At 63.1% G+C, this 21603-nt stretch carries 17 protein-coding genes, 2 pseudogenes and 1 other annotated feature; of the genes and pseudogenes, 8 read left to right on the top strand and 11 right to left on the bottom strand.

The annotated features are described in order from the left end of the window. Positions 1–432 precede the first annotated feature (432 nt). The 3 genes and pseudogenes from AC3G2C_RS08940 to rhtA all read right to left on the bottom strand — a co-directional run. Positions 433–1448: pseudogene (locus tag AC3G2C_RS08940) on the bottom strand (IS3 family transposase); the annotation flags it as partial. Next, positions 1054–1170, bottom strand: a sequence feature (AL1L pseudoknot). Its footprint overlaps the pseudogene before it by 117 nt. 465 nt (positions 1449–1913) lie before the next feature. Next, positions 1914–2843, bottom strand: a pseudogene (locus tag AC3G2C_RS08945) (IS3 family transposase); the annotation flags it as partial. Positions 2844–3143: 300 nt separating this feature from the next. Continuing rightward, positions 3144–4034, bottom strand: a complete 891-nt coding sequence (rhtA, locus tag AC3G2C_RS08950; RefSeq protein ID WP_488384289.1) for a threonine/homoserine exporter RhtA — start codon at positions 4032–4034, stop codon at positions 3144–3146. Between the two features lie 256 nt (positions 4035–4290). On the opposite strand from rhtA, the gene AC3G2C_RS08955 reads away from it, so the two are divergent. Then, positions 4291–4809 (top strand): hypothetical protein, encoded by a 519-nt coding sequence (locus AC3G2C_RS08955; protein ID WP_488384290.1) that lies wholly within the window; start codon positions 4291–4293, stop codon positions 4807–4809. Positions 4810–4864: 55 nt separating this feature from the next. Here the strand turns inward: AC3G2C_RS08955 and AC3G2C_RS08960 are convergent, their stop codons facing one another. Further along, complete coding sequence (locus tag AC3G2C_RS08960) at positions 4865–5701, bottom strand: DUF4377 domain-containing protein (RefSeq protein WP_488384291.1); 837 nt, start codon at positions 5699–5701, stop codon at positions 4865–4867. Between the two features lie 183 nt (positions 5702–5884). Between AC3G2C_RS08960 and fabV the strand changes: the two genes are divergently transcribed. Beyond that, positions 5885–7090 carry an enoyl-ACP reductase FabV gene (gene fabV / locus AC3G2C_RS08965; protein WP_488384292.1) on the top strand — a complete coding sequence of 402 codons (1206 nt, stop codon included), beginning with the start codon at positions 5885–5887 and terminating at the stop codon, positions 7088–7090. A gap of 261 nt (positions 7091–7351) precedes the next feature. Continuing rightward, positions 7352–8770, top strand: coding sequence for a cryptochrome/photolyase family protein (locus AC3G2C_RS08970; RefSeq protein ID WP_488384293.1), 1419 nt, complete (start codon positions 7352–7354; stop codon positions 8768–8770). A gap of 18 nt (positions 8771–8788) precedes the next feature. Here the strand turns inward: AC3G2C_RS08970 and AC3G2C_RS08975 are convergent, their stop codons facing one another. Further along, positions 8789–9994 carry a cation:proton antiporter gene (locus AC3G2C_RS08975; RefSeq protein WP_488384294.1) on the bottom strand — a complete coding sequence of 402 codons (1206 nt, stop codon included), beginning with the start codon at positions 9992–9994 and terminating at the stop codon, positions 8789–8791. Positions 9995–10027: 33 nt separating this feature from the next. Continuing rightward, the gene (locus AC3G2C_RS08980; RefSeq protein WP_488384295.1) at positions 10028–11515 is read right to left on the bottom strand and encodes an MFS transporter; all 1488 of its coding nucleotides are present in this window, start codon (positions 11513–11515) and stop codon (positions 10028–10030) included. Between the two features lie 266 nt (positions 11516–11781). Here AC3G2C_RS08980 and rnk point away from each other — a divergent pair, with 266 nt between their 5' ends. Then, positions 11782–12192 carry a nucleoside diphosphate kinase regulator gene (gene rnk / locus AC3G2C_RS08985; RefSeq protein WP_488384296.1) on the top strand — a complete coding sequence of 137 codons (411 nt, stop codon included), beginning with the start codon at positions 11782–11784 and terminating at the stop codon, positions 12190–12192. 37 nt (positions 12193–12229) lie between these two features. Here the strand turns inward: rnk and AC3G2C_RS08990 are convergent, their stop codons facing one another. Further along, entirely contained in the window at positions 12230–12850 is a 621-nt protein-coding gene (locus AC3G2C_RS08990) for a phosphatase PAP2 family protein (protein WP_488384297.1), read from the bottom strand. A gap of 130 nt (positions 12851–12980) precedes the next feature. On the opposite strand from AC3G2C_RS08990, the gene ligA reads away from it, so the two are divergent. From ligA to gloA2, 3 genes are read left to right on the top strand one after another with little or no spacing between them, the layout of a single operon-like run. Beyond that, a complete protein-coding gene (gene ligA / locus AC3G2C_RS08995) occupies positions 12981–15371 on the top strand; it encodes an NAD-dependent DNA ligase LigA (RefSeq protein WP_488384298.1) in 2391 nt (796 codons plus the stop codon). Further along, positions 15368–16324, top strand: coding sequence for an EF-P lysine aminoacylase EpmA (gene epmA, locus AC3G2C_RS09000; RefSeq protein WP_488384299.1), 957 nt, complete (start codon positions 15368–15370; stop codon positions 16322–16324). Before ligA ends, epmA begins: the two co-directional genes overlap by 4 nt. A 4-nt stretch (positions 16325–16328) precedes the next feature. Further along, on the top strand, positions 16329–16724 hold the full coding sequence (gene gloA2, locus AC3G2C_RS09005) for an SMU1112c/YaeR family gloxylase I-like metalloprotein (RefSeq protein ID WP_488384300.1): 396 nt from the start codon (positions 16329–16331) through the stop codon (positions 16722–16724). A gap of 260 nt (positions 16725–16984) precedes the next feature. Here the strand turns inward: gloA2 and aqpZ are convergent, their stop codons facing one another. After that, the gene (aqpZ, locus tag AC3G2C_RS09010; RefSeq protein ID WP_488384301.1) at positions 16985–17686 is read right to left on the bottom strand and encodes an aquaporin Z; all 702 of its coding nucleotides are present in this window, start codon (positions 17684–17686) and stop codon (positions 16985–16987) included. Positions 17687–17896: 210 nt separating this feature from the next. On the opposite strand from aqpZ, the gene AC3G2C_RS09015 reads away from it, so the two are divergent. Beyond that, positions 17897–19225, top strand: coding sequence for an MFS transporter (locus tag AC3G2C_RS09015; protein ID WP_488384302.1), 1329 nt, complete (start codon positions 17897–17899; stop codon positions 19223–19225). On the opposite strand, the gene hflD is transcribed toward AC3G2C_RS09015, so the two are convergent. Genes hflD through AC3G2C_RS09030 form a run of 3 tightly spaced genes read right to left on the bottom strand, consistent with a single transcriptional unit; the run spans position 19226 to position 21481 of the window. Further along, positions 19226–19849 (bottom strand): high frequency lysogenization protein HflD, encoded by a 624-nt coding sequence (hflD, locus tag AC3G2C_RS09020; protein ID WP_488384303.1) that lies wholly within the window; start codon positions 19847–19849, stop codon positions 19226–19228. It lies immediately after the preceding gene. 10 nt (positions 19850–19859) lie between these two features. Next, positions 19860–20990 (bottom strand): tRNA 2-thiouridine(34) synthase MnmA, encoded by a 1131-nt coding sequence (gene mnmA / locus AC3G2C_RS09025; protein WP_488384304.1) that lies wholly within the window; start codon positions 20988–20990, stop codon positions 19860–19862. Then, entirely contained in the window at positions 20987–21481 is a 495-nt protein-coding gene (locus AC3G2C_RS09030) for an NUDIX hydrolase (RefSeq protein ID WP_488384305.1), read from the bottom strand. The genes mnmA and AC3G2C_RS09030 overlap by 4 nt, the downstream gene beginning before the upstream one ends. Positions 21482–21603 lie beyond the last annotated feature (122 nt).

A 21603-nucleotide genomic window follows, 5' to 3' on the forward strand; every position in this document is an offset into this window, starting at 1 on the left:
CGCGTTCTACAACCACCGGCGTCCGCACCAAGCGCTGGGGATGAAGACACCCGCTGAGGCTTATGCTTTAGCGGCCTGACCTGCGCAGGAACTGCTGGGTCATTACAGTGGTTTGCAGGCGATGGGCGCCGTGGTTGCCGCGCCGGCACTTTGTGCGACGGGCGTTGGCTGCGGAGCCGCAGGCTATTTGTGGGCCAGTGGCTGGGACAACGCCTACGCAGGCGCGTACGCCATGAGCAACGGTCAGTACACGCCCACCTGGGGCGGACAGGCGTTCCAGTACCTAGGGTTGTCGCCAAACAACGCGGAACTAGTCTATGGCGCCACGCAGTTATCGCCGTTGGCGTATGAGGCGTATGCGGCGAATAAGGCGACCAGTGCGTGGGTGGTGGCGAATCAGGATGCGAGGGCGTCCTATCTCACGGCCAGCGGGGCATTGTCATAGCTGTCGCCCTTGCTGCCCACGGATGGCTCGATGCCAGCCTCGGCCAGGCGTTCGCTGTATCGAATACTGACGTATTGCGAGCCCCTGTCCGAATGATGGATCAGTCTGCTGTCGCGCTCGGGCTGACGCGCGTAGAGCGCCTGTTCCAGAGCATCCAGCACGAAGTCAGTTCGCATCGACGTGCTGACCCGCCAGCCTACGATCCGGCGGGCGAACACATCGATGACGAAGGCCACATAAAGCCAGCCCTGCCAGGTCGATACATAGGTGAAATCCGAGACCCAGAGCTGGTTCGGGCGCTCGGCCCGGAATTGCCGATTGACCTTATCCAGCGGACACGGTGCCTTGCTGTCGCTGATCGTCGTACGTATGACCTTGCCGCGCATCACGCCTCGCAAGCCAAGCCGGCGCATCAGCCGCTCGACCGTGCAGCGCGCCGCCGTCGTGCCTTCGCGCCCCAACTGCCGCCAAACCTTGTCCGCACCGTAGACCTGCAAATTGGCTCGCCAGACGCGTTCGATCTGCGGCATCAGCACATCATCGCGTTGAGCCCTGGCGCACCGGCGTTGCGGTTCGCGTCGAAGTGCCGCGTACCGCCAATACGCCGACGGGGCGATCTGCAGAACCTTGCAGATCGGCTCGATCCCGAAGGCGGCTCGATGCTGGTCGACGAAATCCCTCAGGATTTGAGTCGGCGGTCGAGCTCCGCCTGGGCGAAAAACGCGCTGGCTAACTTCAAGATTTCATTGGCTCGGCGCAGTTCCTTGTTCTCACGCTCAAGATCCTTGATGCGCTGGGCTTCGGCGCTGGTCACACCCGGTCGCGTGCCGCCATCAATCTCTTCGCGCTTGACCCATTCCAGCAGCGTCTGCGGCACGCAGCCGATCTTCGGGGCACTTGATTCGACCGCTGCCCACAGCGACGGGTAGTCCCCGCGGTGTTCCTGCACCATGCGTACGGCGCGCTCGCGGACCTCAGGTGAGAACTTGTTCGACTTGTTCATGGCTCCATCTTCTCAAGAGTTGGAGCCTCCTCAAAACCCGGGGCGATTCAAGATGGAAGATAAGAACTGTTGGCTATTCCTGAAGACGCATGGCTTGAAATTCAAAGATGAGACGTGTGCAGCGTGGTCAGATACCGCCATTGTGGTCAGTAAAAAGGGAGCGGTGGTGTCAATCGCGGACCATCATGAGGACGAGGTGGCACTCCGCATCTATCTATCGAAAATGTCCGAATACCTGGAAAAGCGAGGCGAATAGCATGCTCATGCCGACAGGACTAACGGCGGCCCAACTGATCCAGGCGAACTTGGTTCGTCGCGTTCGTACTCGTGCCCCGTATTCTTCGAGTGTGAAGCGGGTAAGAAGAACATCACGCCCGATAACGCCCATCGTGTCATGGAGGCCTGCGGTTACGCCTTGGTGATCAGGTAATCCCCCCCGCTTTTAACGAGAGGCGGAAGTAGAGACTATGCTGCGGCCAGCAGCCGCTGTTTCGGTGTTATGCCGCCAAGACCCATGTTTGGGCGCTCGTGATTGTATTGCCACATCCATTTCGTCGCGAAGTGCTGCACATGCGCCAGGTCATCCCAGTAGTACTGCGATAGCCACTCGTAGCGCACTGTCCGATTGAAGCGCTCCACGTAGGCGTTCTGCTGCGGCTTGCCAGGCTGGATGTAGTTCAATGCGATGCCTTGTGTCCTCGCCCATTGGGTGATCGCGTCACTCAGGTATTCCGGGCCGTTATCACAACGTATCGCCGCCGGCTTTCCCCGACAGTCGATGATCTGTTCCAGAGCGCGTACGACTCGCGTCGAGGGCAGCGAGAAGTCGATCTCGATGCCCAGGGCTTCTCGGTTGAAATCGTCGATCACGTTAAACAGCCGGATGCTGCGGCCATCCTTCAACTGGTCGTGCATAAAATCCATCGACCACACTGCATTCACCGACACGGGCACGATCAATGGTTGCGGTGCCTGACGGACAAGGCGCTTACGCGGCTTGATGCGCAGGTTCAATTCGAGCTCGCGGTAGATCCGATAAACGCGCTTATGGTTCCACCCAAAACCCTTGGCGTTGCGAAGGTACAGAAAGCAAAGCCCAAATCCCCAGTTGCGATGGTTGTCGGTCAGCCGCAACAACCAGTCAGCGATCTGATCGTTCTCTGCGTTGCGCTGTCGCTCATAGCGGTAGCACGTCCGGCTCACGCCAAATGCCTTGCATGCAAGACGGATCGAAACCCCTCGGCGTGCCACTGCGCCCCTGGCCATCTCGCGGCGAGAAGATGGCCTCAGTCTTTCTTTTGCCAGTGCCTCCGTGACGATCTCCGCCTTGATCTTTTCCTCGACGTACATCTTGCGCAGACGTGCATTCTCCGCTTCCAGTTCCTTCAGCCGAGAAGGCGGAAAGACGAGTCTGCGATGTTCCTCGCCTTTTCAGCGGAGTGCTCATGGAGCGTCCGCGTCGATTGGTGCCTGACGGAATTGGAGTCGCTACGCTGCTACCATGCTTGCCGACGTCCAGCGCGTGAGCGAGAACTGACAGCGCTGTCACAAACATGATCGGCGGGGCCGCTCTATCGATGGTTCGTTGCCGCTTGGCTATGCCATGTCAACCTGAGCTGCTTTTAGTTCTTGAAGACTGCAAAGTTCGAGGACACTTCCAGTCTGCGCTGGCCTAGGCGATCGTCAAAGAGGGTGCTACGGCATCGGAGGCTGGTTGGCCGTTTGATTCGATCGCCTCGCGCCCATGGCGACGCCGCCGGATGCGGCGATGATGGCGGCAACCGCCAACCACTGGATGCCATCCAGCCGCTCGCCCAGAAAAAATGCACCCATCAACGCGGCAACGGCAGGCTCTAGGCTCAGTAGCACGCTGAAGATGCGGGCTGGTAGGCGGGTGAGTGCAATCATTTCCAACGAGTACGGTAGCGCGGAGCTGAGGATGGCGACGCCCAGGCCGAGTGGAAGCAGCGATGGGGAGAAGAGGGCGGTGCCGGCGTGAGCAATGCCGGCCGGTACGGCGACGAGTGCGCCGATGAGGATGCCGAGCGTCACTGCGTCGCCGCCGTAGACGGCACCGGCCTTTTGGCCGATTAGGATATACGCGGCCCAACCTGCGCCTGCGGCGAGTGCGTAGCCAACCCCCACAGGGTCCAGGCCGTTGGTTTGTCCACGTAGCGGCAGCAACAGCAGTAGGCCGATCACGGCCAGGGCGATCCATAGAAAATCGATGGCGCGGCGAGAATGAAAAATGGCGATGGCGAGAGGGCCGGTGAATTCCAGCGCTACTGCGATTCCTAGGGGAATGGTGCGCAAGGCCATGTAGAACACAAGGTTCATCAGGCCCAGCGACAGGCCATAGCCCCATAGCACGCGCCAATCGCTTTGCTTGCGCACCGAGCGCCATGGGCGGCGCACCGCGAGCATGATCAGGGCGCCCAGCCCCAAGCGAAATGCGGTCGCGCCCTGAGCGCCCACCAAGGGGAACAGTTGCTTGGCGGTGGCGGCACCACATTGGTACGAGGCCATGGCGATAAGCAGGGCTCCCAGCGCAAACATCACTGGAGCGGTCGACACGCGTGGAGACATAGGTGAGAGGGACAAGGCAGTGGAGAAGGCATGATGCCCGCAATGGCCCGCCCTGTGTGCGCAGGGCGTGGCGCTGCTGACAGCGTGTGTCAGGAGGGTGTTGCGAGTCGGCGCCGCATCGGGAGTGTGCAAGGGCTGAACTTTCCGGCTAGTGCGGACTGGCTAGCCTTAATGTTGCATTGGCGGGTTTTGGCGGCGTGCGTATGGTGGCCTCGGGTGGTCCGTCGCCTCGATGTGACCTTCAGGGAGCCGTGCCATGGGAATCACCGTGATCCATCACGCGCATGAGGCGCCGTTGGTATTGCCTGGGCTGGGTATGCGCGGGCAGACACTGGTGATGCAAAGTGGCGTGGTGGTGTTTGATGTCGCGCAGGACGGGCGTGGAGGCTGGCGTCGTGCGCCGTTGCTCTACGCGGTGCTCGACTTGCGTTCGTTACATGTGCCAGGCCGCTGGTTGCCGGACCTTCACGGCTCGCATGGCGATCACGGCCCAACGGTGCCGACGGTGGGCCGCATAACGGTAGTCGGCGACGTGGAAAATGCCCCGGAAACGGGGAGCGTCTCGGTGATCGGCGGTAGCGGCGCGTCGTGCTCTTGGCCCTCGGCCAGTTGGGCGGTGGAGCGCACGCGGGCTCGCCAGGCGGATCACGCGATCATGCTGGAGGCCGACGTGGCCGCGTTGGGCGAGCCAGGTTCCTTGCGCCTGTCCTATTCCTTATTCGTCACCCTGGCGCACCCGGCGGTGCGCCTGGATGCGGCGCCTTCCTTCGGTTGAAAGGCGTTGTGTCGAATCGGGGCGACCATCGTTGTGGATGGCCGCCCCGGCGGGGTTACTGCGACACTTTCTCCGTTTCCACCACCATGTCGAGCACGTAAGCGGTGTTGGGCGCGTCGGCTGGCGGGTTCTTGATGGCGTAGCGCTTCAGGCGCAACACGTTGCGCGTGCCGGCTTCGTGCGTATAGCCCTCAATGTCCTGATTGAGCGGCTGCCAGTCACCCGGTGTGCCGGTCTGGATGCCCTGGTCGTCGTAATGGCGTTCGCGCACCTGCAGGCACTGCTTGTTGGGAATGAGCGGGTGATTGCAGGGCACGGTTTGCGCGGAAACTTCCAGGAACACGGTTTCGCCCGGGCCGCCATAGCGGGTTTCCGCCGTGGGCTGGCCGGTGAAGCGCAGGGTGTCGCCGCTCGCCGTGACCAACTGGAGTTGCGGGCCGGCCGCATCGGATTTCTGGCTCAGCTTGAGGTTTCCCTGGAGGCGCTGGCTGATGGCGCCGTCGAGCGCGGCGAGGGCTGGGTCGCTGCAGGCCATCATGGTGCTCATCATGGGGCTGACCTGTAGCTGGTCTCCCTTGAGGGCGTAGCTGCCGCCCATGGCGTTGCAGGCATTGGTGATGCTGAAGCGACCAGCCCGGAAGTCGATCTGCACGGGCCTGTCGGCGCGTACGAACAGCGCATCGATGCGCTTGCCGGCGCTGTCGGTGGCGTCGCTGAGCTGCCAGTGGTATTGGCCGAGCTGATTGGCGTCCACGCCTGCAGCGGTGGCTGGTGCGGTGGCAGCGGGGGCAGGCGTTGGGCCGGCCGAGGCGGCCGGGGCTGGTCCGCTGCCTTGCGGGCTTTGCGAACAAGCGGCGAGGGCCAAGGGGAGCCAGAGCAGGCGGTATTTCATGGGGTTGCCTCCATTCGTTGCAGTCGTCGGCCATGGGCCGGGCGTGTAGGGCCATCTTGCGGGCCTGGGCGTCAATGCCGCCTCAACGCCCAGGGTAGCGAAGGTCGATGAATCCCTACGGAAGCGCATGGCTGCGCCCGCGAGTTACCATACGGGTTTGCGTCATTCCCCAGGAGTCTTCGCGTGATCATCAACCCCAAGGTGCGTGGTTTCATCTGCGTTTCGGCCCATCCGGTCGGATGCGAGCGCAACGTGCTCGACCAGATCAACATCACCAAGGCCCAGGGCGATCTGGGGCCGGGCCCCAAGCGCGTGCTGGTGATCGGCGCCTCCACCGGCTACGGCCTGGCTTCGCGCATTACTGCCGCCTTTGGTTACGGTGCGGCCACCCTTGGCGTGTTCTTCGAAAAGCCCAGCAGCGAGACTAAGACCGGCACGGCAGGCTGGTACAACTCGGCAGCTTTCGACAAGTTTGCCAAGGATGCCGGTCTGTACAGCCGCTCGATCAATGGCGATGCGTTCTCCAACGAGACGCGCGAGCGCGCAATCGAGATGATCAAGAACGAGATGGGCGGCAAGATCGACCTGGTGGTCTATTCGCTGGCCTCGCCGGTGCGCAAGCTGCCGGATACCGGTGAAGTGGTGCGCTCCTCCCTCAAGACCATTGGCGAAACCTTTACAGCCAACTCCATCGATACCAACCGCGACACGGTGGTGCAGGCGTCGGTGGAGCCGGCGACCGAGCAGGAGATCAAGGACACCGTCACCGTGATGGGTGGCGAGGATTGGAAGCTCTGGATCGATGCGCTGAGCCGCGCGGGCGTACTGGCCGACCATGCCAAGACGGTGGCCTACAGCTATATCGGCACCGAAATCACCTGGCCGATGTACTGGCATGGCACGCTGGGCCAGGCCAAGCAGCACCTGGACAACACGGCCAAGCAGCTGGTGGCCGAGCACAAGGCCGAGCATCTCGACGCTTATGTGGGCGTGATGAAGTCGGTGGTGACCCAGGCGAGCGCGGCCATTCCGGTGCTGCCGCTGTACATCGCCATTTCCTTCCGTGTGATGAAGGAGAAGGGCGTCCACGAGGGCACCATCGAGCAGATCAACCGTTTGTTCCGCGATCGCATGTACCGCAAGGACGGTAAGCCGGCCGAGGTGGATGCGGAAGGCCGCCTGCGCCTGGATGATTGGGAACTGCGCGAAGACGTGCAGGCAGAATGCAAGGCACTGTGGCCGACGGTGACCACCGAGACCCTCAACCAGCTCACCGACTACGCGGGCTACAAGCACGACTTCCTGCAGCTGTTCGGCTTTGGCCGTGCCGACGTGAACTACGAGGAAGACGTGAACTCCGATCGCCGCTTCGACGTGGTCGAACTCTGATCGCGCTTCCGCAGACGTTATTCGGCCGAATGACGTCTGCGGCTCGCTTCTGCAAGTAGCACCTGGCTCGTCACTTCTGCGGGCGAGGGAGGCGCTTTCCAGCCGCCGAAGGGTGCGTTATCCAGCGCCACTGAACTGGCGGGTAAACGAAATCCATGTATCCCCGTGTTCGCGGAGATGGCCTGCTAGGTTCGTTCACTGAGCCGCTATGGCCCAAAGACGGTGCATACAAGCCGCGCGATGCTGGCATAAGCTGCGCGCATGTCCACTGCCATTGTCTGGTTTCGCCGCGACCTTCGCCTTGCCGATAACGCGGCGCTCAGTGCCGCTTGTGCCGCGCACGAACGCGTCCTTCTGGTTTATGTCCATGCACCGCACGAAGAAGGCGAATGGGCGCCTGGCGCGGCCAGTCGCTGGTGGCTGCATCACGCGCTGGCCTCACTGAATACAACGGCCTCCGCGCTAGGGGCGCCGCTGCATATTCGACAGGGCGATAGCTTGACGAGCCTGCGGGCGGTGATCGCCAGCACGGGTGCCAGTGCGGTGTATTGGAATCGGCTTTACGAGCCTGCCCTCATCGAGCGCGACAGCGGCATCAAGGCTGCGCTGCGGGAGGACGGCATTGAGGCGCACAGCTTCAATGCCGCACTGTGGCGGGAACCTTGGCAGGTGGAGACAAAGCAGCAGGCGCCATATCGTGTGTTTACGCCGTTCTGGCGTTGCCTGCGTCCGCAACTGAGTGATCCGCAGCCGTTGCCGGTGCCGGATCTGCGCGCCGCAATGGCCGTCGATGGTGGCGTGCCTTTGTCAGCGCTGGCGTTGTTGCCCATCATTCGGTGGGATACCGGCATGGCGGAATGCTGGCAACCGGGTGAGTCGGGGGCGTGGGAGCAACTGGAGATTTTTGCCGACGATGCCGTGGCTGATTACGGTCAGGCGCGCGACATTCCATCGCGTCATGGCACGTCACGCTTGTCGCCCCACCTGCATTTTGGCGAGGTCTCCCCACGCCAGGTTCAGCGCTACCTGATCGATCGGGCGGAGGCGGTGGATCGTCGTCGCCGGCCCGACATCGAGCCGTATCTGCGCGAATTGGGTTGGCGCGAGTTTGCACACCATCTGCTTTATCACTTTCCCGAAACGCCCATCGATAACTTCAATCCGCAGTTCAACGGCTTTGTTTGGGCCAAGACGAAGGATGCCTGGCTGGAACGCTGGCAGCGCGGCCGCACGGGCATTCCGCTGGTGGATGCTGGCATGCGCGAGCTGTGGCACACCGGGTGGATGCACAACCGGGTGCGCATGATTGTGGCGAGTTTCCTCACCAAGAATCTCCGCCTGCACTGGCATCACGGCGCGCGCTGGTTCTGGGACACACTGGTGGATGCCGACCTCGCCAACAACACCTTGGGATGGCAGTGGGTGGCGGGTAGCGGCGCGGATGCCGCGCCTTACTTCCGTGTGTTCAACCCGGTAACGCAAGCGCTGAAGTTCGATGCAGAAGGGCACTACTTGCGGCGCTGGTTGCCGGAGCTGGCCGGCGCATCGCTGCCCTTGCTGCATGAACCCTGGAAAGACCCCAGCCTGATCAAGCGCAGTGGCTACCCCGCGCCCATGGTCGATCTGGGTGAATCGCGTCTACAGGCCCTGGATGCTTACAAGGCGATGCGCGCAGAGTAATGCCGCATAGAGCTACATTCAGGGCGCAGCTGGCTCGTCGGGTGCCTGGGGCGTGTTGTCAGTGCGACGCAGCAGCCACGCCAGTACGGGCGGGGTCACCATGGCCGTGAGCAGGGACATCGCCACGATGATGGCGTAGATCTGGTCGGTGAACACGCCTGCGGTAAGCCCCAGGCTGGCGATAACCACACCCACCTCGCCGCGCGGCACCATGCCGAAGCCCACGATGGTGGCGCCACGACGGCCCAGCGACAACGCGCCAAGAAAACCGCCGATCAGCTTGGAGACGATGGCGATGCTGGTGACGATCAATAGCATCAGGCCCGCATCCCAGTTGGCCAGTTGCTGCAGGTCGATCTTGCTGCCCGTGATGACGAAGAAGAAGGGCGTGAGCAGGGAGAGCAGGGGCTGCGTCTGCTTTTCCAACGTGTGTTGCTGGCGTGTCTCGGACGCGATCATGCCGGCGAGGAAGGCGCCGATGATGGCCGCCAAGCCAAACAGGGTGGAGACATAGGCCAGGCCCAGGCATAGCGCCAGCACGATCGCCAACGCCGACTGCGGGTTCTGCGGTCGGTCAAGCCAGCTGGAGTTCCAGCGCATCACGCGTGCGCCGCCCACGCCGATAATCGCAATGAATCCGATGGCGCTGAGCAGCACAGCACCCAGGTGAACCAGGTCTACGCCCTGGCCACCCTGCAGCGACACGACCACGCCAAGCAGCAGCATGGCGAGAATGTCGTCGATCACCGCCGCACCCAGGATGACCTTGCTCTCCTTGCGTTGCAGCGCACCCAACTCCTGCAGCACGCGCGCGGTAATGCCGGCGGAGGTGGCGACAAAGGCCGCCGCGATGAACAGCGAGCGACTCAAGTCGAAGCCCTCGCTATGCGCCCACACGCCGCCCATGCCGAAGGGCACCAGTACACCGAGCACACCCACGAGGAAGGCGACCTTGCCCACGCGTTTGAGATCTTCCAGGCGTGTTTCCAGGCCCACCGAGAACAGCAGCAGCACCACACCTATCTCGGCCAACACATCCAATGGCGTGCCGGAGGCCACTTGTTCCGGGGTGATCCAGCCCAGCAGAGACGGGCCCACCACGCAGCCAGCGGCAATTTCGCCGACCACGCCGGGGAGCTTCAGGCGTTGCGCAATTTCGCTGCCGATCTGTGCGGCAACGAACACGATGAATAGGGTAAGCAGGATATCGCTGGCGTGGTGCATGCGAAGTAACAGTCAGCGGGGAATGCCCGCATGCTACATGCTTGCAGGCGATCCTGTCGTGCCGGCGGTGTCTGGTTTGTCCGGCTGAAGCCGGCTGAAGACCCAGCTGGCGGTGGCGGTGACCACACCCAGCAGCAATACCGTCCAGCGGAAGGCGGGAATGTAATCTTCGGCGGCATGACCCTGCAGCAGCGCCTCCATAAGGAGGCTTGCCAGCGCGATACCAAAGCTCATGGACAGGTATTGTGCGGTAGAGGCCATGGACGATGCCTGCGAGGCGTACTTCACGTCCAGGTCGTTGTAGATCAACGTGTTCATGGCGGTGTACTGCATGCCCATGAAGCCACCGTAGATATACACCATCACCGCGATCAGCCACATCGGAGAACCCTTGCCGAGCAAGGCGAAGGCGGCCAGCAGCACCGCCACGATCAAGGTATTGCCGAACAACAGGCGTCGGTATCCCAGGCGATTGAGCAGTCGGTTGATGAGCCACTTGGCGGTGATCGAGCCCAGCGCCTGCGGCACCATCATCAAGCCAGCCATCAATGGCGACCAGCCGCAACCCACCTGCAGGAACAGCACCAGCAGCAGGAACATGCCTGACACGCCCAATCGCGTGAACAGGTTGCCCGCCAGCGACACCCATACGCTGCGCACGCGCAGCAGGTTGAGATCGGCGACTGGATGATCGGTGCGCCGGCTGTGCCATACGTAGACGCAGCCAAACATCACGGCCAGCACACCATAGACGGCAATGCGCACCCATTCACCGCCGCCACCGCTCGCGACTTCCGATGCCGTGAGCAGCATGGCCGAGGCGGCGGCAAACAATAGAAAGCCGAGCAAGTCGAAGGCGTGCACGTTGTCGAGGCGGTAATCGGGCATGTTGCGGCGATTCATCCAAAGGCCCGCCAGACCAACCGGTACGTTGATCAGAAAGATCAGGCGCCAGCTCGTGAACTGCGCCAGCGCGCCACCCAACATGGGGCCGAGCACCGAACCCATCAGGCCTACCGTGGCGACCGTGCTCATGGCGCGCACGAAGTCGCGCTTGTCGATGCTGCGCACGAGTACGTAGCGGCCCACGGGCATCAGTGCCGCGCCGCCCAGGCCTTGCAGCACACGCGCTGCCACCAACTGGGGCAGGGTCTGCGCTATGCCGCACAACAGTGAGCCCAGCGTGAAGGTGGCAATGGCCGCGGCAAAGATGCGTCGCGTACCGAAGCGGTCGCATAGCCAAGGGCTGGCAGGAATGAAAATCGCCAGGGTCAGTACATAGCTGGTGAGCGCGGTGCGCATGCCCAGCGGGGTCACGCCCAGTGCTTCGGCCATCGCCGGCACGGCGGTGTTGACGATGGTGGAATCCAGCGCCTGCATGAAGAAGGCCGCGGCAACCAGCCAGATCAGCCCGCGAAAGCGTTCGCGAGAGCTGGGCGAGGCAGGCGGCGGCGCTACCGTCGGTTCGCCCGGGGGCGGGACGGTGAGCGGAGCCTCCGGGGCGGCGAGGTGATCGGGCATGGTCTTCTATGATACCTGCTATGACAGCTTGATTTTGGACGGGATCGCATTCAGAGTCAGCGCCGTTTAATCTTACGATCCGAGCGTGCCGTACTCGTCAGGTGACCACCGCTGCGATGAGCTTGACGGTGTGCACGCGGGGGTCGCATCCGTTCGAATAGGTTGTCAGTCAGGCGCGCCGGAATGGTTTCGTTCCGGCGCGCCGTCTTTTTGTGGTTGGTACAGAATAGAGAGACGCCCCGCGCGTCGAGTGGACAGGAGTCATCATGAGCACCAAGTCTTCCATCATCATGTCCCGTCTCGATGTAGAACGCATCGATGCGTTGTTGGAGCGCATGTCGCCGGTTCAGGCGACCCAGTACGAGGGGCTTCGCGCCGAGTTGGATCGCGCGCAGGTGGTCGAGCCCGGCCAGGTGCCCGCCGACGTGGTGACCATGAATTCGGTGGTGACCTTCAAGGACGAGGCCAGTGGCGATGAAATGACCGTTACCCTGGTTTATCCCAGCGGCGCAGGGGTGCCCGGGGCCGTCTCCATCCTCGCCCCGGTGGGCAGCGCCCTATTGGGCTTGCGGGTGGGGCAGGACATCGATTGGCCCACGCCTGACGGCCGCAAGCGCCACTTTCGGGTGCTGGAGATCGAATATCAACCGGAGTCGGCCGGCGACCTGCATCGCTGAGCCGTCCTCAAGGTGCCGGCCGGTAGGCCGGCACCGGTCATTTGAAGTGATGCACGAAGCCCACCTGGAAGCCGCCCGGCAGCATCGACACGATCCAGGGCGAGTCCCGATGGGCGGCCCATAGGCCGACGCCGGCGCCGATGGCTGCGCCGAACACAACGTCGCTTTGCCAGTGGCCGTGAGTTTTCACGCGCGCCACAGCGTCGTAGGCCGGCAGAAGGGCGAGCAGGTAGACCGCCGGGTGCTCACTGCCGTAGCGGACGATGAAGGGCGTTACCGCCGCCGTTACCGAGGCCACTTCCCCGCTGGGAAAGCTCTGGGCATGCCAGCCCTGGAACCACTTGTTGGGGTCGTTGGTCTGTGAGGGGCGTTCGCGCTGGAAGGTCCATTTGAGCGCTTGCGTACCCACGGCGGTGATGGCCATGGAATCCACCGAGCGCCAGAACGTGTCGCCGAGCGGGTCATTGTCACCCAGCCAAATAGCGCCGCCGGCCACTGCCACGATGCTGCCGTAGAGCAGCACCTGCTGGTTGCTGCGCTTCCAGATGCCGCTGTTGTCGTAGGCCACTGGGTGGTCCATGCCCAGGATGCCGCCGCCAGCCCAGGCGGGGCTGGCCGCCAGGAGCAAGGCGAGTGTCGCCACAGATCGCATGCGCATGGGTCACCTCCCCAGGTGAATTGACGCCAATCTCGCGCACAGCACGCTACGCCGGCCCACTTTCTTCCGGCTTACGTATGCGCGAAATGCCTCTCATAGACGTTAAACTTTGGCGCATGAGGACACCCGCATGAGCCAAGGCCATCCTTCTGGCGCGCAGGCCCGCGCCGCCGAGTTGCGCGAGAAGATCGAGCGCGCCAATTACCGCTACCACGTGCTCGATGACCCGGAAATTACGGACGCCGAGTACGACCGCGCCATGCGGGAGCTGGAGGCGCTGGAGGATCAGCACCCCGAGCTGGCCACGCCGGATTCGCCATCGCGCCGCGTGGGCGGGCGGGCGCAAGGCGGGTTTGCCGAAGTGCGCCATGTCATTCCCATGCTGTCGCTCAACAACGCTTTCGAGCAGGACGGCGAAAGTGATCGCGAACGATTCCGTGAAGTGGCCGAGTTCGAGCGGCGCATCGAGCAGACGCTGGATCGCCGGCAGCCGGTGTTCTCCGTGGAACCCAAGCTCGATGGCCTGGCCATCAGCCTGCGCTATGAAGATGGTGTGTTCGTGCAGGGCGCCACGCGTGGCGACGGTGAAACCGGCGAAGACGTCACGGCCAATTTGCGCACCGTTCGCGCCATTCCGCTTCGTCTTCGCGGCCAGGGCTGGCCGCGGGTGCTGGAGGTGCGTGGCGAAGTGATCATGCTGCACAAGGATTTCGAGGCCTTCAACGCGCGCGCGCGCGCCGCTGGCGAGAAAACCCTGGCGAACCCGCGCAACGGCGCTGCGGGTTCGCTGCGCCAGCTTGACCCCGCCATCACGGCCAGGCGCAAGTTGAGCTTTTTTGCGTATGCGGTGGGCGACGTGCAGGGGGGGGAACTGCCCGCCACGCATTCGCAGACGCTGTCAAAACTGCGTGATTGGGGCTTCCCTGTGTCACGCGAAGTGGGCACAGCTAAGGGGCTTGATGGGCTTATCGCTTATTACCGCCGCATTGCCGAAAAGCGCGACACCTTGCCCTACGACATCGATGGCGTGGTCTACAAGCTGGACGATTACGAAGGCCAGCGTCTGATGGGTTTTGTGTCCCGTGCGCCGCGTTGGGCGATTGCGCATAAATTCCCGGCGCAGGAACAGACCACGGTCGTGGAAGCGATCGAGATTCAGATTGGACGCACGGGTGCGGCCACGCCCGTGGCGCGGCTACAGCCCGTGCAGGTGGCGGGCGTGACAGTGACCAATGCCACCTTGCACAACGCCGACCAAGTGGCGCGGCTGGATGTGCGTGTGGGCGACACGGTGATCGTGCGACGCGCAGGCGACGTCATCCCAGAGGTCGTGCGCGTAATGCCCGAGCTGCGGCCGGCGCACACGCACGCCTGGCATATGCCGACGCATTGTCCGGTCTGCGGTTCGGCACTGCTGCGTGAAGAAGGCGAGGCGGCCTGGCGGTGCTCCGGCGGCCTGGTATGCGCGGCCCAGCGTAAGGAGGCGTTGATCCATTTCGCGGCGCGTCGCGCCATGGACATCGAGGGTATCGGCGAGCGTTTCGTGGATGCGCTGGTGGACTTTGGCTACGTGCACACGCCAGCGGACCTCTACAAGCTCACGCTGGACGATCTCCTGGAAATGAAGCGCTGCGCGGATGAGCGCGATGGCACCACGCCCGAGACCGTCAAGCAGGGTAAGGTGGCCACGAAGTGGGCGGAGAACCTGATCGAGGCGATCGAGGCGAGCAAGCGCACCACCTTGCCGCGGTTCCTGTTTGCGCTGGGCATCATGCATATTGGCGAAAGCACGGCCAAGACGCTGGCCGGCTGGTTGGGCAGCCTGGCAGTGATCCGTCGCATGCCCGCGCCGGTGCTTCGTGTGTTGCCGGATATCGGTAACGAAGTGGCTGCGTCCATTGCCGGGTTTTTTGCGCAGAAGGGCAACCAGAAGGTGGTGGATGAACTGCTGGCGTCGGGCATCACCTTCAGTGACGAAACGCATCCCTCGCCCAAGCTACGTCAGCTGCTCGACCTGTCGGTGTTGCTGGATATGACCGGTGTGAGCAAGCTGGGGCCCAAGAGCACCAAACTGCTCGCCCAGCATTTCCCCACCCTGGAGCGCCTGTTGGCGGCCGGAGCCTCGCATTGGATCACGGCCGGCGTTTCCTCGGCTGCCGCGGGTAGCCTGGAGGAGTATCTCTCGCACGAGCGGCATCTTCGTCCGCTGCGCGAGGCCGATGCAGCCATGAATGAACTACTTGCAACCATTCCCGCCAGTTCGGCTGCCGCGTCGTCGCCGCTGGATGGGCAAACGTTCGTACTCACCGGAACACTGGCCTCGCTTAATCGCGATGACGCTAAGGATCGGCTGGAGGCCCTGGGCGCCAAGGTCGCTGGCTCCGTCTCCAAGAAAACCAGTGTGGTCGTGGCCGGCGATGCGGCTGGCTCCAAGCTCGACAAGGCGCATGAGCTAGGGGTGCCGGTGTGGGACGAAGATCAATTGCTCGCCTTGCTCGCCAAGCACGAAGGTGGCGCATGAGCCTGCATCTAGCTGGTCGACTGCACTTGCGGGCGCGCCTGTATGCGCTCATTCGCGATTTCTTTGCCGCGCGCGGCGTGTTGGAGGTGGAAACCCCGATGCTTTCGGCGGCGGGTAATACCGAGCCCAACATCGAGAGCTTCAGTACGCGCTTTCATGGTCATGTGGACGCCGGAGCCCGCGAACGCTGGATGCGCACGTCACCGGAGTACCCGCTCAAGCGCCTGCTCGCCGCCGGCGTAGGTGACTGCTATGAGCTTGGCAGGGTGTTCCGCAACGGCGAGGCCGGTGGCCGCCACAATCCCGAGTTCACCATGCTGGAGTGGTATCGGGTGGGCTGGGACCATCACCAATTGATGGAGGAAACCATCGCGTTGGTCGAAGCCGCGTTGGCGACGGTCGGACGACGGGCCGAAGTATGCGTGGAGGGTTATCGCCAGCTCTTCATCGATGAGTTGGGTATCGACCCTGCGCATGCCCCTGTCGAACAACTGCGTGCCGCGCTCACGGGTCATTACATCGACCCTGAAGGACTGACGCGCGACGATTGGTTGGATCTGCTGATCACCCATCGCTTGCAGCCCGGTTTTCCAGCGAACCGTATTACCGTGATTCACGACTATCCGGCCTCGCAGTGCGCGCTGGCCAAAGTTCGCCCGGGCGATCCGCCGCTGGCCGAGCGTTTTGAGTTGTATCTGGGACGCTACGAATTGGCCAACGGATATCACGAGCTCAACGATGCCGCCGAGCAGCGTCGGCGTTTCGAGCGAGACAACGCGGTACGCTGCGGACGCGGCCAGCGCGAGGTGCCGATGGACGAACATCTGCTGGCCGTGCTGGACGCCATGCCCGACTGCGCCGGTGTAGCGCTGGGTATCGAGCGCTTGCTGATGTGCCTGGTGGGAACCGACGCCATCGCCGACGTGCTCAGTTTCCCCTTCTCGGAGGCTTGAGCGCATGACGCAGCCCTTGTTGCCAGCCATCCACCACGTGGCGCTCATTTGTTCGGACTATGCGCGTTCCAAGGCGTTTTACACCGAGGTGCTGGGCTTTAGGGTCATTCACGAGGTCTATCGCGCCGAGCGCGATTCGTGGAAGCTCGACCTGGCCGTAGGGCCTGGCGTGAGCCTGGAGCTGTTTTCGTTTCCCTTGCCGCCCAAGCGGCCGTCGCGGCCAGAGGCTCAGGGCTTGCGACATCTCGCGTTCGCCGTGCCGGATATCGATGCGGTGATGGGTACGCTCACGGCGCGCGGTGTGGTCTGCGAGCCGGTGCGGGTGGACGAGTACACCGGGCGTCGCTTTACCTTCTTCGCGGATCCAGACGATCTGCCCATCGAACTCTACGAAGTCTAGGTCTGCAGGCACGAAACGCGCGGGATCCGTGCTTTCTCACCATGGATCCAGTGACAGGGCCAGTGCGTTCGCTTCAGCAGAACGCACTGGCCCGACACGATTGGGGATGCTCTGATTTTGATCGTCATCCCAGCGAACCCCAAAAAGGGGGCGAGAGCTGGGATCCGGCGTCTGTAAACACTTGAAGGCAAATGCGCTGGATTCCTGCTTTCGCAGGAATGACGAGCAAAATGTCCTTTAATCAGGCCTTACTTAGGGCTCTATCCGTTGCGTGCTTCCAGCAGGTGGCGATAGATCAGGCCACCAATGGCGCCGCCGATCACTGGCACAAGCCAGAACATCCACAGTTCGGAAATCGCCCAGCTACCCTGGAACACCGCCACGCCGGTGCTGCGTGCCGGATTGACCGAGGTGTTGGTGATCGGGATGGAGATCAGGTGGATGAGGGTGAGCGTTAGGCCGATGGCCAGCGGGCCAAAGCCGGCCGGCGCGCGCTTGTCGGTGGCGCCATGGATCACGATCAGGAAAAACGCGGTAAGCACCAGTTCCGCGATGATGCAGGCCTGGAGCGAATAGCCGCCCGGCGAGTGCTCACCATAACCATTGGATGCGAAACCCGCGCTGGCGTCGAAGCCCGCCTTGCCGGAGGCGATGCAGTAGAGCACCGCGCCCGCCACCAGGCCGCCGATCACCTGCGCGACGATGTAGGGCACGACATCTTTGGCAGGAAAACGCCCGCCGGCACACAGGCCAACGGTAACCGCGGGGTTGAAGTGACCGCCCGAAATGTGGCCCACGGCATAGGCCATGGTGACCACGGTCAAGCCGAAAGCCAGTGCGACGCCGGCGAAGCCGATGCCCAGCTCGGGAAAGCCCGCCGCGAAAATGGCGCTGCCGCAGCCGCCAAATACCAACCAGAACGTACCGAAGAACTCCGCTCCCAACCTTTTGCCGATACTCATTGAGACACTCCTTGCCTGTTGTTTGAAGGGAAAAGCACGAGGCATCCAAGCCTGACTTTCACAACGTCCCCGATACGGTGCGACGAGTAGGACATGCCGCGAACGGGCAGAGGGTAGCAAAACTCGCCATGAGAAAAGGATGAGATTCGACTAGGCCCCTGACACGTTTGTGTATGCTGTCGCGTCTTCATTTCGTGAGCAGGGTAGTCCATGACGCAAGTCGTTGCCTCCGCGCCGTCTTCGGCTGCCAGCGTCCCGTTGGGCCGCCAGGACATACGCACCCTGTTGCTGGCCTCGTTGGGTGGGGCGTTGGAGTTCTACGATTTCGTGGTCTTCGTGTTCTTTGCACTGCCACTCAGCCACTTGTTCTTTCCGCCGAACACGGCGCCGTGGCTCGCCCAATTGCAGGTCTACGGCATTTTTGCCGCCGGCTATCTGGCCCGTCCGCTGGGTGGCATCGTGATGGCGCACTTTGGCGATCGCCAGGGTCGAAAACGCATGTTCACGCTAAGCGTATTTCTCATGGCATTGCCCACGCTGGCGATTGGCCTGTTGCCGGTCTACGCCACGGTGGGCGTGATGGCGCCGCTGCTGCTGCTATTGATGCGTGTGGTGCAGGGCGTGGCTATTGGTGGTGAAGTGCCTGGTGCCTGGGTGTTCGTGGCCGAACATGCACCGGCTGGCCGGGTGGGTTTTGCCTGCGCCTGCCTTACCTCCGGCCTCACGGTCGGCATCTTGATCGGCTCGCTGTCGGCTGCCTGGATCAATCATCATCTGAGCCCCGATCAACTCCTGAGCTGGGGCTGGCGCTTGCCGTTCCTGCTCGGCGGCGTGTTCGGGTTCTTTGCGGTGTGGCTGCGCCGTTGGCTCAGCGAGACCCCCGTATTTGCGCAACTACGCGAGCGCAAGGAGCTTAGTCGCGAGTTGCCGCTGCGTACCGTGCTGGCAGGCCATGGCGGTAGCGTGCTGCTGTCCATGGCGGTGACATGGATGCTCACGGCAGCCATTTTGGTGCTGATCCTGATGCTGCCCAGCCTGGTGCAGAAGTCCTTCGGCATCGCGCCGGATGTCGCCTTTACGGGTAACAGCATCGCAGCCTTCTGTTTGGGGCTGGGTTGCATTGCCTTTGGATGGATCACCGACCGTATCGGCGCGGCCCGTGCCCTGTTGCTGGGGTCGGTGGCGCTAATGGCGGGCACCTATGCGTTGTTTGCTGATCTTGCCGCCGGTGCCGCCCACTTCCTGCCGCTGTATGCCTTGGTGGGCTTTCTGGTGGGCACGGTGGGTGTGATACCCACGGTGATGGTCATGGCGTTCCCGGCATCCATCCGTTACTCGGGGCTATCCTTCGCCTACAACGTGGCCTACGCGGTCTTTGGTGCCAGCACGGCGACGTTGATTGGCTACCTGGCCGAGCGCGCCGGGCACATGGCGCCGGCGCACTACGTGGCGTTGACCGCCGTGGTCAGCGTGTTGGTTGCCCTCTGGCTCCTGACACGTCCGCCGGCTCGCATGGCCGAAGACGGCGAGATCGCCTGATCAGCTGTTGTTGAGGGTGGAGCCGGTGAGAAGGCCGCGCGCGAGCATGCTGCATTGCTTGCGATGCAGCAGCAACTGCCACTGACGGCCACCCATTTGGCGCCACAGTACGGCCGATCGCACAGCGGCGAGCAGGCTGGTGCGCACCTTTTCCACCACCGCGGGCTGCTGTAGCTGCTGCGGGTTGCCCGTCACCATGACGCGGGGCTTGAGGGTGGAAAGCGTGCTGGCGTACAGCTCGGCCAAACGCTTCACCACTTGCGAGGAATCGGGGCCGAAGTGCTCCACCTGGCGTTGCGCGGCGACAATGCCTTGTTGAAGGCGCTCGAGCAGGTCGCTGCGGCGAGACAGGCTGCGTTCCAGGCGCATGACGGTGAACGCCATGCGGGTCACGGCGACATCGCGATTGCTCTCGTCCAGCAAGGCAATGAGTTGACGCAGGCCAAGGCGCACCGCTGAAACGTCACCGTACACGCCAACCACTGAGGGCGCGTCAATGCGGAACACGCTGGCCATGCTGGCGGACATGGCCAGTTCGTCGCAGCGGCCATCGTTGGCCAGTTGCTGGGCAAGCGTGGCCGCCTGGAACAATCCGGCCAGGGCGAGCACGCGCTCTTCAGTCATGGAAAAGGCATCAAGCACGGGAAAGGGACTCGTCGGGCATAGGGGCATCATTCCAGCCGCCGTATGGTGCGTCGGTGCGCTCAATCACAGCGCCGCCCAGGCAGGCCTCGCCGTCATAGAACACGACCGATTGACCAGGGGTCACGGCGCGTTGGGGTTCATCGAAGATCACATCCAGGCCGGTGTCGCGCACGATCACTTCGCAGGTTTGGTCAGCCTGGCGGTAGCGCGTCTTGGCGGTGCAGCGAAAGCGTGCGGCAGGTGCTTCGCCAGCCACCCAGCTGGGCAGTTCGGTGTGCAGGCGGCGCGAGTAGAGCCAGTGGTTCTCGCCGCCCTGGGCCACATACAGCACGTTACGGGGGACATCTTTGCCCACCACGTACCAAGCCTCGCCGCTGGCGCCATGGCGCCCGCCGATACCCAAGCCGTTGCGTTGCCCCAGTGTGTGATACATCACGCCTTGGTGTTCGCCCACCTGCAGGCCTTCTGGCGTGCGCATGGGGCCGGGCTGGGCAGGGATGTACTGCGCCAGAAAGCTGCGAAAATCGCGCTCGCCGATAAAGCAGATGCCGGTGGAATCCTTCTTGGCATGCGTGGGCAGAGCCGCTTCCTGCGCCATCTGGCGCACCTGCGATTTTTCGATCTCGCCTACCGGGAACAGGGTGGCAGCCAGCTGGGCCTGGCCAAGCGCATGCAGGAAATAGGTCTGGTCCTTGGCCGCATCCACGGCGCGCAGCAGGCGGTACTTGCCGTCCTTGAAGTCCACGCGCGCGTAGTGACCGGTGGCGATCTTGTCGGCACCCAGGGCCCGGGCTTCATCCAGGAAGGTCTTGAACTTGATCTCGCGATTGCACAGCACGTCGGGGTTGGGTGTACGCCCGGCGCGGTATTCGGCCAGAAAGTGCTCGAACACCCCATCCCAGTATTCAGCGGCGAAATTGCGGGCGTGGAAGGGGATGCCCAGGCGGCCGCATACTGCCACCGCGTCCTTGCGATCGGCATCGGTGGTGCAGGGGCCGTCGCGGTCGTCCTCCTCCCAGTTCTGCATGAACAGGCCTTCGACCTCGTGGCCAGCCTGTTGCAGCAGCAGCGCGGCGACCGATGAGTCGACCCCGCCCGAAATGCCCAGCATCACCTTCACGGGTAGCGATCCTCGGCCAGCAGGCTGCCCAGCATGTCCAGCGGGTAACGCCGCCCGGCCAGCCAGGCATCGATGCTCATGAGCACGAGGGGGCTGCGCAGGCGATCCCCGAGCGCCGCGATTTCGTCGCGGGTCAGCCACAGAGCGCGGCGGATGCCGGCATCCAGCGGGCGCAGCGGGTCGTGGCCGAGCGCGCGGGCGGCGAAGCTGAAGCGCACCACTCCGTCGCCGTGCTCCGTGCTCTGCCACTGATGCACGCCGATGAGGTGCTCCGGCTCCACCGTCCAGCCGGTTTCCTCAAGGGTTTCACGCGCTGCGGCCGATACGAGGCTCTCTTTGTCATCCAAATGGCCCGCCGGTTGGTTGTAGGCAAGGCGGCCGTTTACCTCCTCTTCGACCATGAGGAAGCGGTCGCCGTCGGCGACCACGCACGCCACGGTCACATGGGGGCACCAGACGGTACGTACGGAGGTAGTAATGAAATCGGCCATTTGGGGGTATATGGCGCCGTCAATGGCACTGGAAAAGGGCGCATTGTGCCATTACCTGAAGGCAAGCTGCCTTTTCGCGCTAGTGCGTCCGTTGGCTCCGGCTTGGCGGGGGCTGCGGAGGT

Source organism: Frateuria sp. sgz306004 (assembly GCF_057750885.1).

Coding starts and splice junctions, on each gene's coding strand:
- hflD (WP_488384303.1), bottom strand. CDS start 19,849: ATGACTGAAGAGCGCGTGCTCGCCCTGGCCGGATTGTTCCAGGCGGCC.
- epmA (WP_488384299.1), top strand. CDS start 15,368: ATGAGCCTGCATCTAGCTGGTCGACTGCACTTGCGGGCGCGCCTGTAT.
- AC3G2C_RS08955 (WP_488384290.1), top strand. CDS start 4,291: ATGGGAATCACCGTGATCCATCACGCGCATGAGGCGCCGTTGGTATTG.
- AC3G2C_RS08990 (WP_488384297.1), bottom strand. CDS start 12,850: ATGCGCATGCGATCTGTGGCGACACTCGCCTTGCTCCTGGCGGCCAGC.
- AC3G2C_RS08975 (WP_488384294.1), bottom strand. CDS start 9,994: ATGCACCACGCCAGCGATATCCTGCTTACCCTATTCATCGTGTTCGTT.
- AC3G2C_RS08980 (WP_488384295.1), bottom strand. CDS start 11,515: ATGCCCGATCACCTCGCCGCCCCGGAGGCTCCGCTCACCGTCCCGCCC.
- AC3G2C_RS09015 (WP_488384302.1), top strand. CDS start 17,897: ATGACGCAAGTCGTTGCCTCCGCGCCGTCTTCGGCTGCCAGCGTCCCG.
- ligA (WP_488384298.1), top strand. CDS start 12,981: ATGAGCCAAGGCCATCCTTCTGGCGCGCAGGCCCGCGCCGCCGAGTTG.
- rnk (WP_488384296.1), top strand. CDS start 11,782: ATGAGCACCAAGTCTTCCATCATCATGTCCCGTCTCGATGTAGAACGC.
- gloA2 (WP_488384300.1), top strand. CDS start 16,329: ATGACGCAGCCCTTGTTGCCAGCCATCCACCACGTGGCGCTCATTTGT.
- aqpZ (WP_488384301.1), bottom strand. CDS start 17,686: ATGAGTATCGGCAAAAGGTTGGGAGCGGAGTTCTTCGGTACGTTCTGG.
- AC3G2C_RS08960 (WP_488384291.1), bottom strand. CDS start 5,701: ATGAAATACCGCCTGCTCTGGCTCCCCTTGGCCCTCGCCGCTTGTTCG.
- AC3G2C_RS09030 (WP_488384305.1), bottom strand. CDS start 21,481: ATGGCCGATTTCATTACTACCTCCGTACGTACCGTCTGGTGCCCCCAT.
- rhtA (WP_488384289.1), bottom strand. CDS start 4,034: ATGTCTCCACGCGTGTCGACCGCTCCAGTGATGTTTGCGCTGGGAGCC.
- AC3G2C_RS08970 (WP_488384293.1), top strand. CDS start 7,352: ATGTCCACTGCCATTGTCTGGTTTCGCCGCGACCTTCGCCTTGCCGAT.